The sequence below is a fragment of the Streptomyces sp. NPDC089799 genome (assembly GCF_040684755.1).
GTDB lineage: Bacteria > Actinomycetota > Actinomycetes > Streptomycetales > Streptomycetaceae > Streptomyces.
The window spans coordinates 1-12,693 of sequence record NZ_JBFBGR010000068.1 but is presented as its reverse complement, the minus strand read 5'-3'; the positions used below and the strand labels follow the sequence as shown (position 1 = coordinate 12,693).

16 protein-coding genes are annotated in these 12,693 nt (G+C 69.9%); 5 read left to right on the top strand and 11 right to left on the bottom strand.

Annotated elements, in window-relative coordinates:
• Nucleotides 1-399 (bottom strand): hypothetical protein (locus AB0O36_RS36600; RefSeq protein ID WP_365118233.1); only part of this gene is annotated, 399 nt, incomplete at its 3' end.
• Nucleotides 400-579: 180 nt separating this feature from the next.
• Here AB0O36_RS36600 and AB0O36_RS36595 point away from each other — a divergent pair.
• Genes AB0O36_RS36595 through AB0O36_RS36575 form a run of 5 tightly spaced genes read left to right on the top strand, consistent with a single transcriptional unit; the run spans nt 580 to nt 4,749 of the window.
• The gene (locus AB0O36_RS36595; RefSeq protein ID WP_365118230.1) at nt 580-1,656 is read left to right on the top strand and encodes a tyrosine-type recombinase/integrase; all 1,077 of its coding nucleotides are present in this window, start codon (nt 580-582) and stop codon (nt 1,654-1,656) included.
• 16 nt (nt 1,657-1,672) lie between these two features.
• The gene (locus AB0O36_RS36590; RefSeq protein WP_365118227.1) at nt 1,673-2,005 is read left to right on the top strand and encodes a helix-turn-helix transcriptional regulator; all 333 of its coding nucleotides are present in this window, start codon (nt 1,673-1,675) and stop codon (nt 2,003-2,005) included.
• Nucleotides 2,002-3,798 (top strand): hypothetical protein, encoded by a 1,797-nt coding sequence (locus AB0O36_RS36585; protein ID WP_365118225.1) that lies wholly within the window; start codon nt 2,002-2,004, stop codon nt 3,796-3,798. The genes AB0O36_RS36590 and AB0O36_RS36585 overlap by 4 nt, the downstream gene beginning before the upstream one ends.
• A gap of 48 nt (nt 3,799-3,846) precedes the next feature.
• Complete coding sequence (locus AB0O36_RS36580; protein WP_365118222.1) at nt 3,847-4,380, top strand: DUF4262 domain-containing protein; 534 nt, start codon at nt 3,847-3,849, stop codon at nt 4,378-4,380.
• A gap of 33 nt (nt 4,381-4,413) precedes the next feature.
• Nucleotides 4,414-4,749: a hypothetical protein gene (locus AB0O36_RS36575; RefSeq protein WP_365118237.1), complete on the top strand. Its 336-nt coding sequence runs from the start codon at nt 4,414-4,416 to the stop codon at nt 4,747-4,749.
• Nucleotides 4,750-4,769: 20 nt separating this feature from the next.
• On the opposite strand, the gene AB0O36_RS36570 is transcribed toward AB0O36_RS36575, so the two are convergent.
• The 10 genes from AB0O36_RS36570 to AB0O36_RS36525 form a co-directional block, all read right to left on the bottom strand.
• Nucleotides 4,770-5,300 (bottom strand): TadE/TadG family type IV pilus assembly protein, encoded by a 531-nt coding sequence (locus tag AB0O36_RS36570; RefSeq protein ID WP_365118219.1) that lies wholly within the window; start codon nt 5,298-5,300, stop codon nt 4,770-4,772.
• A complete protein-coding gene (locus tag AB0O36_RS36565; protein WP_365118216.1) occupies nt 5,297-5,641 on the bottom strand; it encodes a TadE family protein in 345 nt (114 codons plus the stop codon). Before AB0O36_RS36565 ends, AB0O36_RS36570 begins: the two co-directional genes overlap by 4 nt.
• Before the next feature lie 169 nt (nt 5,642-5,810).
• Nucleotides 5,811-6,026, bottom strand: a complete 216-nt coding sequence (locus AB0O36_RS36560; RefSeq protein WP_365118213.1) for a hypothetical protein — start codon at nt 6,024-6,026, stop codon at nt 5,811-5,813.
• Nucleotides 6,027-6,045: 19 nt separating this feature from the next.
• Nucleotides 6,046-6,933: a type II secretion system F family protein gene (locus tag AB0O36_RS36555; RefSeq protein ID WP_365118210.1), complete on the bottom strand. Its 888-nt coding sequence runs from the start codon at nt 6,931-6,933 to the stop codon at nt 6,046-6,048.
• Entirely contained in the window at nt 6,930-7,859 is a 930-nt protein-coding gene (locus tag AB0O36_RS36550) for a type II secretion system F family protein (protein ID WP_365118209.1), read from the bottom strand. The genes AB0O36_RS36555 and AB0O36_RS36550 overlap by 4 nt, the downstream gene beginning before the upstream one ends.
• A complete protein-coding gene (locus AB0O36_RS36545) occupies nt 7,856-9,232 on the bottom strand; it encodes a CpaF/VirB11 family protein (protein ID WP_365118235.1) in 1,377 nt (458 codons plus the stop codon). The genes AB0O36_RS36550 and AB0O36_RS36545 overlap by 4 nt, the downstream gene beginning before the upstream one ends.
• A gap of 159 nt (nt 9,233-9,391) precedes the next feature.
• The gene (locus tag AB0O36_RS36540; RefSeq protein ID WP_365118207.1) at nt 9,392-10,192 is read right to left on the bottom strand and encodes a hypothetical protein; all 801 of its coding nucleotides are present in this window, start codon (nt 10,190-10,192) and stop codon (nt 9,392-9,394) included.
• Nucleotides 10,192-10,911 carry an SAF domain-containing protein gene (locus AB0O36_RS36535; protein ID WP_365118205.1) on the bottom strand — a complete coding sequence of 240 codons (720 nt, stop codon included), beginning with the start codon at nt 10,909-10,911 and terminating at the stop codon, nt 10,192-10,194. The genes AB0O36_RS36540 and AB0O36_RS36535 overlap by 1 nt, the downstream gene beginning before the upstream one ends.
• Nucleotides 10,912-10,969: 58 nt before the next feature.
• Nucleotides 10,970-11,512 (bottom strand): ATP/GTP-binding protein, encoded by a 543-nt coding sequence (locus tag AB0O36_RS36530; protein ID WP_365118203.1) that lies wholly within the window; start codon nt 11,510-11,512, stop codon nt 10,970-10,972.
• A gap of 341 nt (nt 11,513-11,853) precedes the next feature.
• The gene (locus AB0O36_RS36525; RefSeq protein ID WP_365118201.1) at nt 11,854-12,465 is read right to left on the bottom strand and encodes a hypothetical protein; all 612 of its coding nucleotides are present in this window, start codon (nt 12,463-12,465) and stop codon (nt 11,854-11,856) included.
• Nucleotides 12,466-12,693: the final 228 nt, after the last annotated feature.

Here is a 12,693-nt window from a genome sequence, read left to right as displayed (position 1 = left end):
GGACACGCTCAGGGAGCCGATCCCGGCGGCAGCCAGGAACGTGGTGGGGTAGGTGTCGTTGACGGTGACGGTCAGCTGCGTGCCGTCCGCGGACACGGCCACAGTGCCCGCGACTCCGGCGCGGGCCAGGTACGCGCGCACGGCGGCCGCGCCTGCTTCGGGGTCGGCGCGCATGCCCTGGCCGGTGACGACCTGTGCGGGGTCGATGGCCTGTCCGGCGGCGCGGGCGGCTTCCATCGCCACGGCATCGGCGCGTTCGGTGGCGCGGAGTTTGCCGGCGCCGTCGATGGCCAGCCCGATGATCGCCAGCAGGGCCACGGTCACGATCGCGCTGTAGACGGCGATCCCGCCCTCGTCCCCGCGCAGGCGCCGTTGCCGCCTCGTGTGTGGTGTGGGCATGGGTTAGCCCTCCCTTGTCGGAAAAGCCGTCGGTTCGGAAGCGCCCGCTGTTGCAGGTCGTGTTCCGGTGCTGGCCAGGGGCCTGCCTCGATGGAGTGAAGTTCTTGAAGCATCTCCATGAATCGTGGCGCTCTTCCGATATTCCTGAAGCATCGGCACTCCCGATGAACTGGAGCAGTCATGACGTTGGCGGCCGTGCGGAACCTGGCCTCGCCGCGGGTCTTGAGCTCGGCGGTTGATGAAGAAGACTGCGAACAGGAAATCGTCGATCAGTACGCCCTGGCCCTCGCAGCAGCCGGAGCGGGGGACAGCACGGTGGAGTTCAACTGCCGTGCAGCAGTGGAGTTCGTGCGGTCCAGTGATCGGCGCCTGTGGGCCGTGGGGGCCGAGGACGCTGACCGGCACCTGGTGCGCTTGCGCCGGGATCAAGGCCGCAAACCGTCGACAGTCCAGGGCTACGCGGGAGCCATCGCGCGCTTCTACGACTTCGTGATCAGCCGCTACCAGGGCGACATCCATGCGCTGACTGGATGCGTGACGGTGCAGCCGATCGACGAGTTCAACCGGCCGGCGAAGGCCAACCACCCGAGCGTGCGGGTGCCGCCCGCCCGCGCGGAGGTGGAGGAACTGTTCGGTCAGTGGGCCGCGAACCTGCCGAGCATGCGCAAGTATCTGCCGGCTGCCCGCGACTACTTGGCGGCATCGTTGTGGCGACGCGGCGGACTGCGTATTCGTGAGACGGCGATGCTCGACATGCGCGACTGGCGTCCGGACCTGGGGAGATGGGGCAAGCTGCACATCCGCTACGGCAAGGGGAGCCGCGGGCGCGGACCGAAGACCAGGCTGATTCCGGCGATCGACGGCATCGACACGCTGATGCAGTGGTGGCTGACGGACGTGCGCCACCAGTTCGACGACGACTGGCGCAACCCGGATGCCCCGCTGCTGCCGAGCGAGCGGCGCGATGAGATGACGGGAGGCTGCGCGCGTATCGGTACCGATCCACTGCGTTCGGGTCTGGCCACGGCGGTGGCTTCCTGGCTGCCCGACTGGAAGGGGCGGCTGACCCCGCATGGCCTGCGGCACTACTGCGCCTCCGAACTCTACGGGCGTGGCGTGGACCTCAAGGCGATCCAGGACCTGCTCGGACACAACTGGCTGTCGACGACGACGCACTACATCCACGTGCCGACGCAACACATTGAGAATGAATGGCTCCACGCCAACGACCGCACCGCGCTGCGGCTGCTGGGCTGAGCCGAAGGAGTCAAAGATGCAGTGGAACTTGCGGATGAAGGCGGCCGAGGCCGGGATCTGGCAGGCGACCCAGATGCGGCGCCGGCTGGCCGAGGCCGGACTGGAGATCAGCGCCGGGAAGATGTCGATGCTGTGGTCGCGCACCCCGACCACGATCCGGCTCGACGACCTCGAAGTCCTGTGCACAGTGCTGGGCTGCACGCCCTGCGATCTGCTCGTGCCGACCGGGCTGCCGGCCACACAACCCGAGCAGTCACCCATGCGAGCCACCGGAAGCGACCCGGCACCGTCCCGGGCCCACGAGATCCTGCCCAATCCTGGCCGTCCGCGATCGGCGCCGCCGCTGTGACCCGGACCATTTGCAGTCTGTGCACCGTCTGCGGCGACCGGCCCGAAGCCATCACGAGCACGGGCTACTGCTTCGGCTGCTGGCCCGGCGGCCCGGTCACCCCGCCCCCATGCCTGGTCTGCGGATCCTTCGACTACTACAACACCGGAAAGTGCCGCCGCTGCCACCTGTACGGGCAGCCCGCCGTGGAGGCCTGCCCGGACTGCCTGGCCTGGGGCACCACCCGAAAGACCAAATGGGTCTGTCAGGCCTGCCACGGCTGGCGTGCGGCCCATGCCGAGAAAGACGTCTGCCAAACCTGCGCAACCCCGGCCCACCTGCACACACAACTGGGCATCTGCCGACTGTGCTTCGCCCACGCTCGCAACATGATCTCCGTACTGGAACGGTTCGACCCGGCCGAGGCCAACCGAGCGGGCCAACAACTGTTCCTCGCCGGACTCACCCACCAGAAGGGATCCTCGCGAAAGGCCCGTCGGGCCGAACAACGCGCCCGCACCGCCCCCTCGGACATCCCGCCGAACATGAGGAACGACCTCAAAGCCCTCCTGGACATCCCACGGCCGCGACACGCACCAGCCAGTAGCAACCCGGTCCCGACCCGCAGTGAACAGCTCGCCTTCCTCCCCGCCCAACGCGATCACAGACGCCTTCGGCAGCGGGACTATCCCTGGCCCGCCGACCCCACCCTCCTGCGCAGACTGTGGAGCCTCGCTGACCAGCGGGCTGCCCGCCTGGGCTGGAGCCAACCGGTCAGGATGCGCTGCCGTGCCGGCCTGCGAATCGTGCTGGGCATGCAGGACAATCCCGGCGCCCGCATTCCCCTCAGCAGCCTGGAGTTCCTCACTGAAATCGACCTGACGACCAAACACGTCGCTGCTGTCCTGGATGACGCCGACCTGCTCATCGACGACCGCGAAAACGTCCTGGACCAGTGGCTCGAACAACGGCTGACCGGGCTGCCCGGCCAGATGGCTGATGAGGTACGCATCTGGTACGACGTCATGGTCAACGGCCGTCCCCGACCACCGAGGCGCAAACCGCGCAAAGCCGCCACGATCCGTCTGCACTACTCCTGGGCCCGCCCCGTCCTCCTCGCCTGGGCCGCCGACGGCCACAGCTCCCTGCGTGAGATCACCCGGGAACACATCCGGGCGGCGCTGGCCGCCAGCGACCACCCCGCACGGACAGGCCAAGGCATGCGCTCGCTGTTCCGCCTGCTCAAGCAGGATCACGTCGTATTCGCCGACCCCACTCACCGAATGTGCCTGGGGCAGCACCCGTCCCGCGAGCCCCTGCCCGTCGAAACCGCTGCGATCCGAGCACTCCTCGACGAATCCGATCCCGCACGTGCCGCGGTCACGGCCCTCGTCGCCTTCCACGGCCTGGCGACCGGCCAGGTGCGCAATCTCCAGCTCGTCGACATCAGCGCAGGCTGGCTGCACATCGACGACCGCAAGATCCCCCTGGCGCCGCCGGTCCGCAAGCGCATCGCCGCCTACCTCGATTACCGCACCGACACCTGGCCCAACACGGCGAACCCGCACCTGTTCATCAACCGCCGCAGCGCCATGGAGACCCGCAACGTCGGCATCCGCTGGATCAAACTCCTCCTCGGCCCCGGCGTGAGCTGCCGCTCGATCCGCGAAGACCGCATCCTCGCCGAAGCCCTGGCAAGCCACGGAGACGCCAAACGCCTGCACAACATGTTCGGCCTGTCCATCAACGCCAGCCTCCGCTACACCGAAGTCGTCGACCACCCCGGCTTCACCGACACCGACCCCTCCGGTTGACCGATCCCGCCGAGCTTGAGGCCGAACCGCTCCCGTACGCTCACCGCCATGTCCACCGGTCTCACCCCCTGCCACTGCGTCGTCTGCCAGGACATCAACGAACTGGACCCACGCACCCAGTCGACCGTCGACGTCATTCAGCAGCACGGCTGGCAGGTCAAGATGATTCCCGCCGATGACCACGGGCCGGGCTGGGCCTACACCGTAGGCCTGTGGCATGGCTGGCGGATGCCCGAGGTTGCGATGTTCGGCCTGGACGTCCGTCTGATGCAGACGATCCTCAACGACCTCGCACAGTGCTCTGTTGAGGGACAGCCCCTGGAAGCCGGCCGTGAGCGTCACGACGTCGCCAGCGTCCCCGTCGTACTCCGAGCCGTCGACTACCGCTGGTACAAGGCTTTCTTCGGAACCGCGATCAGCTACTACCGCAAGCCGCCATTCCCGGTCCTCCAGGTCGTCTGGCCCAACCGCGACGGAGCCTTCCCCTGGCAGGCTGGCGGGGAAGGCCTCCTGAGCCACCAGCCCAGGCTCGACCTGCACCCCGACGAGCACCCCGTCGGCGTATGGACCCAGGACCTGTGATCGCACGGCGGCGGCGTGACGGACAATGACGGCGTGAGGCACTGGTTCCGCAGCTACTGGACCGAGGAAGACACCTGGTTCTACTTCGAAGTCGACGCCGACGGCTGGGTGACCCGCCAGGTTGAACTGCAGGGACCCCTCAAGACGCCGATCGCCGCGGCTTCCCTGGCTGAATGGCAAGGCGCCCAGACTGGCGGAACCCTGGCGGACTACGAGAAGACGTTCGGCGCCACTGCTGAGGTGCCCGTCCATGAATGGGACGGCCACGAGCCGCACGACCTCACTCTTGAAGAGTTCGAGACCGTCTGGCTCGCAGCACGAACAGCCTGCCGAGCAGGAGCTCGGAATCGCTCGACGGACGAGGCGTGAACCCAAGTACTCTCGCGAGCTCACTGCACAGCCCCCATGCTTCGGTTCGCGCCCCATGACCCTTCAGAATTTGCGAACCCAAGAGCTCTGGAGCGGTAGGCGTCCACCACGGACGTGAAGGTGCTGGTCATGGTCTTGGCTCCGGGTACCCCGGGCAGCAGCAGGTCGGACAGAGGCACGGTGCAGGTGATCGTGACGGTGACCGTGCCGACCTGGCCGAGCGGCACGGCGAGCCCGGATGCGTCCACGCTCGTGGACGTGGAGGCGCAGTGGATGCCCTGGTCGGTCAGTGACCGGGCGGCTGCGGCAGATGCCTCGGCCTCGGCACTGCCCTGGGTACGGGAGATGGATGCGGCGCGGGCGGCGTCCTCTGCCGCGGCATCGATCTTGGCGCCGGAGGTGCTGATCCGCCCGCCAGCAATCGCCAGACAGATCAGGGTCAGCAGCAGCGGGGTGACGATCGCGGCAGCGATCGTCTCGCTGCCCCGGTCACTCCCGCCCGGTGCATGCCAATGAACGCGCAGTACGCGAAGGAGATTCACGCGCTTCACGGGGTAGTCCACCTCTCCCGGGGAGCGGAGGCCGACTGTGACACGCTCAGCCCGGAGATGCCCGGGATGAGCGAGGGCGCGGTGCCACTCACGGTCACCCGGACCGTCGTTGCCGACGTGCCGGACGTACTTACGCTGCTCCCGGCGAGGCTGTCGCCGGCGATCCGGGCGAGCGTCTCCCGCGCACGGGCCACGCCCGCACCCTCTGGGGCTTGGTAGGTGCGGGCGGCTGCCACGCCTTCCCGGGCCGCGGTCAGCGCAATGTTCCGGGCGTAGGCCCACATCGCGGCCTGGACCACGGCCACAGTCAGCAGGATGACGAACGGGAACAGGATGGCCATCTGGATGGAGGTGTCCCCCCGGTCCCGGCCTTCCCGCCCCGATACGTCGCCGCTCCCGACACGGTGGCTGGGTGCCCGTGGCACCGGCGTGGCTGGGCAGGCTGCGCGGACATCCCGGCGCATCACCACCTCGCTCCCTCCCTTCCCTCAGGCTGTGGGCAGTAGTTGCTCAGATGCCGTTCAGCAGGTTGGTGTATCGCGTTGCGAGGAGTCCGATGCCTCCGGCGATGGCGACGGCGGCGGCTGCGGAGGCCACCCAGATGATCACGGTGGTGATGGAGATGTCGCCCCGGTCGCTGGCCCCGCCCTGTTCCAGGCGGGACTTGTACCAGCGCACTGCGGCGGTGGCGGCGGTGGTGGCGTGGGCGGCGATCTTGTTGATCATGGCGTTGTCTCTCCTCTGGTCAGCTGTTGAGCATGCGGATGACGGCGGGGAAGGCGATCAGGAGCATCACCAGGACGGCGAGGAGCGCGCCGGGGGCGGTCATCTTCTCGCTGTCGGCGTTGGCCTCTGATGCCTGCTGGGCGAGTAGTTCGGTGCGGAGGTTCTTGGCGCGGGAGCGCAGGGTGGCGTACACACTGGCGCCGTCGTCGGAGGACTGCCGCATGATCGCGGCAAGGTCGTCCAGGACGGGCAGGTCGAGTTCGGCGGTCAGGCGGGCCAGGGACTCCCACGGCGGGATCTTGTCGACCCGGGAGCGGGCGAGTGCTTCCTGGATCCGCCCGAATGCCCAGCCTTCGCCGACCTGCGCGGCCTGTTCCATGGCCTGCTCGGCCGAGACGTTCCCAGCACGGCGCAGGGCGACCAGGTCGAGGTAGGCGGCCATGGCGTGGGCGAACTCCGCGCGGGCCCGGCGGGCCTTGTCCCGCAGGGCGAGGTCGGGTGCGAACCACAGCACCACGCCCGCCAGGAGTCCCACGACCACGGGCAGCACCAGGGACATGCCCAGCAGGAGCAGCGGCACGGTGGACAGCGGCGGCAGCAGCAGCCCCGCCCCTGCCAAGGCCACCTTGGTCAGCAGGAACTTCGCCGGGGTGGACCCGGTCAGGGCCAGGTCCTTGTAGGGGATGCGGACGCCGGGGACGTCGGCGAGGCGGTCCAGCAGCCACTGTCCCCACTGCTCGTCCCGGCTCACCGGCCCCGCGGTCGTCGGGTTCGCGGCGGGGGCGGGCTGGTTCAGGCGGCGCAGCGCCGGCCCCAGCGCCGGTGCCGGCCGTAGGACTTCACGGACCAGGAGCGCTGCACCGGCGCCGATCGCGGCCCCGGAGATAGTCGCGGCAACGGGCATCATGCGGCCGCCACCTCCTCCTTCTCGTCAGGGGCGGGCGCGGGGGCGGGGGTGACGGCGCTGCGGGGGTCGGCGATCAGGAAGCGGGGGACGGGCTTGACGTCGGCGATCTGCCGCATCATCGCGAGAACCCCGACGAACGCCGCGGCGAGGAATCCGAGCACCAGCTGGCCCAGGAGCGTTCCGTAGGGGGCGGTGTACGAGGGGACCAGGAACCCGGCTCCGGCCACGCCGAGCGTGATGATCGTCATCCACCGCATCGTGGTACGGGGCTTGGCCCGGTCCGCCTCGATCGCCCTCCGCCGGGCCACTTCCTCGTGCACGGACTCGGCGAGGTCGTCCAGTGCCTGGGCGAGCCCCGGCCCGCGGTCGGCCGCGGACAGCACGAGGGCGGCGACCGTTTTGTCCGCGGTGACGTCGTTCAGGGCGTCGCCGAACCGGCGCAGGGCGTCGGTGGGCCGCCAGCCGACCTGGAGGCGGTCGACCAGGTCGCCGACCTCGTCGGCGATGTCCTCGGGGCAGCCCTTGCGGGAGATTTGCAGGGCCTCGTCCAGGCCGCGGCCCAGCCGCAGGGTGGAGGCAAGCCGCTGGGTCCAGTCGCCGAGGGCCTCCAGCTTCCCGATCCGGGCGGCCGCCGACTTCGTCGGCGCCAGGAGCCACGGCACTCCCACCACCGCCAGGAACACCAGCGCCCCGCCGACGAACACCCCGGTTACCAGCCACAACACGATGCCAGCCAGGGCCCCGGCGGTCAGCCGGGTGCGGCGTTTCATCGCAGCGTCACGGCCGGCCGCCTGCCGCCCGGCGCGCAGGCGCGCGGCCAGCGACGGCTCCGCGGGCGCCGTGGTGCCCACGACCCCGGCGACAAGCCCGACCAGTCCGGCGGAGACGGCCAGCCCGCACAGCACCCACAACAGCAGCGTGGTCACAGGGCGGCCTCCGTCACCAGCAGCGGCAGCGGTGCCGTCCACGCCCCGCCGGCCTCACCGAGCAGAGAGGCGTCGAAGCCGGCACGGCGCAGGTCGTTGATGCAGCGCGGGTTCATCAGCGGCACCGCCCGCGGCTCGGACCACTCCGGGCGGGGCCCGAAGATCTGGTTGGTCTCGGGTCGTCCGCCCTCGCCGATGCCGGTGACCTCCAGGACGTGGGAGACGAACCGGTGCCGGTGCCCGCCGATCTTCGTCTCGTCCACGGAGGAGACGAACACGATGAAATGCAGGCCGTTGGCGGCCTGCCGGTAGGCGAGCGACTCCGACATGTTGGCCTGGGCCAGCAGGTACAGCTCGGCGATCCGGTCGAACACCACCGAGGGGTGGATGGCGTGCAGGGTGCACAGGTTGCCGCCCGCACCGTTCGTCATGGCCTGGAGCATGGCCACGATCTCCGGACCGCGGACCTCACCGACCACAATCCGCGTCAGCGTCATGCGCAGCGCCCGGTACATCAGGTCCATGAGCGTGATCTCACCGGCCGCCTGACCGCCGACCATTTCGCCGTTGGACTCCCGGGCCTCCATCGGCACGACCTGCCGGTGGTGGCCGTTCTCGTGGGCGAACAGCTCGTACTCGGTCTCCAAAGTTGCGAACCGCTCGTCCGGGTCGATCTCCCGCAGCAGCGCCCGCAGCAGCGTCGTCTTGCCCGCCGCCTGCCCGCCGACGATCATCACGTTCTTCTCCGCGCGCACGCACGCCCGCAGGAACGCCTCCAGGGTGGAGTCGAGCATGCCGCGGCCGACCAGTTCGGGCAGGTCCGCGTGCCGCATGGTGTGCCGGCGGATGGTGACGTAGGTGCCGGGGGTGACGTCGATGACGGCCTGCAGGCGGGAGCCGTCAGACAGGCGCAGGGCCAGGAACGGGTCCGCGGTCGACAGGCTCCGCTCGTTCTGTCCGGTGGTCCGCCGGGCCAGATCCCGCAAGAGCTCGCGCAGCTCCTCGTCGGAGTCGGCCACCGGTGCGACCCGCGCCCGGCGCCCGTCGGTGAAGTCCAGCCACACGTCCGTGTGGGTGTTGATGAAGATGTTCTCCACCGCCGGGTTATCGAGGTGCTGCTGCAGACGCCCGGCCCGAAACTGCAAATCAAACACACTCTGCGCGATCGCCGCATCCTCCGCGGCCGACGTCGCCACGCCCCGCTTGACGGCCTCGGCATCCGACCAGATAGCCACCTGCTCATTGATCAGGTGCCGGCCCTGCTGCTCCTGTGCGGCCGCGTCCATCCCCGGCCGGGCACGCAGCAGTTCGGTGAGCCGCTCGCCGACCTCCTTCTTGATCAACCGCACGGCGGCATAGTCGACCACCGGGATGCCCGGTGACGGCGGGGCCGGTACGGGCAGGGCGCGCCGGGGATCGGTCGGCGCCGACGCCGAAGGCGGCACCCCGCCGGGGCGGGAAGCAGTCAGCCGCGCATGCACGGAAGTGTCGGGCACGGCCGGCTGCTGGTGGAGGGGAGTGGCACGCACCGGCTACACCCCCACCGGGCGAGTGCCGGGCGGGGCAAGGCGGGAGCGGCGGATCGCCACCAGCTCCTGCACGCGCACCGCGGCCGAGCGCGCCGCCCGCATCAACTCGCCCGACTCGAACCGGCGCGGCGGCTCCGCTCCGTCGGAGAGCACCCTGGCTTCCCTCGGCCGCCACGGCAGGACGGCCGTCACCGGCGTGTCCAGCCGTTTGCGGACCTCGTCCCGGGAGTAGGGGCCTTCATCGACCAGGAGAACGCCGACCTCGGCGCCACCACCCACCACTTCCTTCAGCGCGTGCAGGCGCACCTGCGCGCTCTGCAGCCCGCGCAGGGTGTTGCGGGCGACCAGCACCACCGCATCCGCGCGCTGCGCAAGCACGGCGGAGGCGCCGACGGCGCCGCGTCGACCGAGGTCCACCAGGACGTCGTGCCCATGCTCCTCGATCCCCGCGAACATGCCGGCGAGCGGCTTCCACACCGGCTCCATCGCCGAGGCGTGCGCCGGGTCATACAGGCCGGGCAGGACCAGGCGGTCCCGGGTTTCGGCGTCGGTGATGTCCACCAGCTGCCGCCAGAACGCCTCACCCAGCTGACCCTGCCGCGCAGCGACGGCGAGATGCCGCAGCCCGTGGCTATTCCCCAGCGTGCCCTGCAGGGCACCGGGCAGGATCGCCCCGCCGTCCGGGTCGGCTTCGGCGAGCACCACCCGGTGTCCTTCCGGCATCGGCCACGTCATGAGCAGCGCCATGGCCGCCGTGGTGGCCCCCGGCGCACCCAGCCCGCCCGCGATCGCAACGACCGTCATCAGCCCTCCCGCGCGGCGAGAATCAGAGCCACCGCACCGGTCGCAGCACGCGCGGCCAGGGCCGGGCCATCGCTCGCCGGGACAGCCACGTCCACAACGACAACCCCGGTCGCCGGAGCCGGCTGCCCCACCGCCACCACCGTCGCGGCCAGGGTCTTGGGGGATGCGGACGTCTCACCCTGCTTGCCCTGCCCGGCCGCCGGCGTGTTCGGATCCGGTGTCGAGACGATCAGCACCTTCTGCCCTGGAGCCAGCCTGCTCGCCGGAAGCTGTGACGGCTTCAACGCCACTCCTACTAACTGCTCACCGGCCTTGATGAGTGAGGCGTCGGTGACCTGCGCCGGCGCGAGCAGGGCGCCGGCCTTCAGGGCCACCGCGGCCCGCTGCCCGACCAGGCCGGACTCCTTCGACACCGGGACCGTCTTGACAGCCGGGTCAAGCGCGAGCGAGGCCGGAGCGAGATCGGCGTCGGTGATGGCGGCTCCGAGCGGCACGTCACGCGCCACCACCAGCACGGCCGTCCGCTGCCCCGACGCTGTGAACAGCAGGGCCCCGCTCAAGCCTCCGGCGGCGATCAGGGCGACGGACAGGGCGATGAGTCCTGGCCGTCGTCGTCGCTGCCGCAGAACCCGCGGTGCGGCCGCCGGCCCCGCAGCCGTACCGGCAGCGGGCGGCGGGACCGATGCCTGGCCCGGCACGGAAGGGGTGGTGGTGCTCACGTGCACTGCCTCCAAGGGAGAGGTGAGGAATGAGACGTGTAGGTGTGCCCGCAGAGGGTTACTGGCCTACGACCTGGAGTTCGCCGACCGCGACGGCAAAGCCCGTCGACCGCACTTCGGTCAGCTGCCCGCTCTGCCCACCGCCGTTGACGGCCCAGTCGACCGTCCACGTGGTGGTGGCGGTGCCCTGGTACTTGCCGCCGGCCTGCCGGGACGAGGGGACTCGGTAGAGGTGCCCGCAGTCCGGTGAGGGCGACAGGCCACGGGCAGGCGCGTAGGCGGTTCCGGGTCCGGAGCACGTCACCGTGGCTCCGTCACCCATCCGCCAGCTGATGGACGACACCTTCGCCGTCGCGGTGACCGTGATGCCCCCAGCCGACGCGGACGCCGTGTTCGGGCCCCACGTCGTCGCACTCGGGGTCACCCACAGCCACATCGGCACGCCGACCGTGTACGTCCCCGCGGCACGCGGGCTTGCCACCTTGGGCCCGGCCAGCAGCATGCTGTCCACGGCCTGCTGAGCCAGCACCGCCGGGTCGACGGTCACCACCTCGTCACTGTTGGCCCATACGTACCTGATGCGGACGTTGCCGCCGTTCACGTCGCCCTCCCACGCACAGTGCTCCAGGTAGATGGCACCGTCGCCGGGGTTGTGGCCTTCCCACTCCGGGCTTCCCGCCGGTGGCTGAGGGTCCGCGAGAGTACGCGTGCAGCGGTAGCGGTCCTTCTCATTACCGCCCTTGTCACCCGGCTTGGTCGGCGGCTGCGGGGTCCGGTTGGCACGGTCGTCGCCGCCCGGCTCCTCACCGGGCTTCCGTGCGCACAGGGTGATCCACTTGGTGGGCCCCTTGCAGATACCGCTGTTAGCTTCGGCAGGGCCTGCGAATCCGGCTGAGGCAGCAAGAGAGAGAAGGACCGAGCACGCCGTGGTTCTTCTCAGCCTCAGCATGTGCGGTCACCGTTCGGCGTCACCGCGACCACCATCCACTGACCCGCCCACTGCTCAACCTCGGCCACGGCCACGTAGCGCAGTGGCTGTCCGGACGGGTAGGGCACCTCCTTCCCGTTCGCCCGGTCAACCGTCCGCCAAGTCGACAGGTCCAGGCAGTCGGCGACCGTCGCGCGAGGATGTTCGCCAGACATGTCCAATGCCGTCGTCTCCGCCCGGTGACCCGGAGCACCCTGCATGGCGAACCCAGCATTCTTCTGGTTGGCGAGGTCGGTCAGGGCTTCGTCCAGGGCCTTGTTGGCTGCGTACTTCACCAGCTGGGTGCCCTTGTCCGAACCGGCTGCATACGCCTTGACGGACTCGGCCCAGAAGCTGTGGTACGCGGCCAGCACCTTGGCCTTTTCGGCGGCCTGGGGGTCGGTGGTGGGGCTGGGCGACTGCGTGGCGCTGGGGCTGGGCAAGGCTGTGGTGCTGGGGGAGGGTGCGGCCTCGGGTGCGGAGTCCTTGCTGCATCCGGTGAGTGCCGCCCCGATGAGGGCGGTGCCGGCCAGGACGGTGAACGCGCCTCGGGCGGTGAAAGTGTGGTGCGGTCGTCCTGGTGCCACGAAAACCCCTCCGGTGCCGGGCCCCGGGCGGGGAGACCACTGCCTCCGCTCCATCCGGGGGATTACTGCTGCAACGTGTACGTGATTGCCGTGAGTGCTGTGCGCACCCTATGACGTCAACGCCCTAGTTCCTATGGGGTTCTTGGGGCTGCAGTGCGCGATCGTGCATGTTTGAGTGCATATGCCGACCGAACGCGTTCCAATCTGTAGGAATGTGCGGTGACCTGC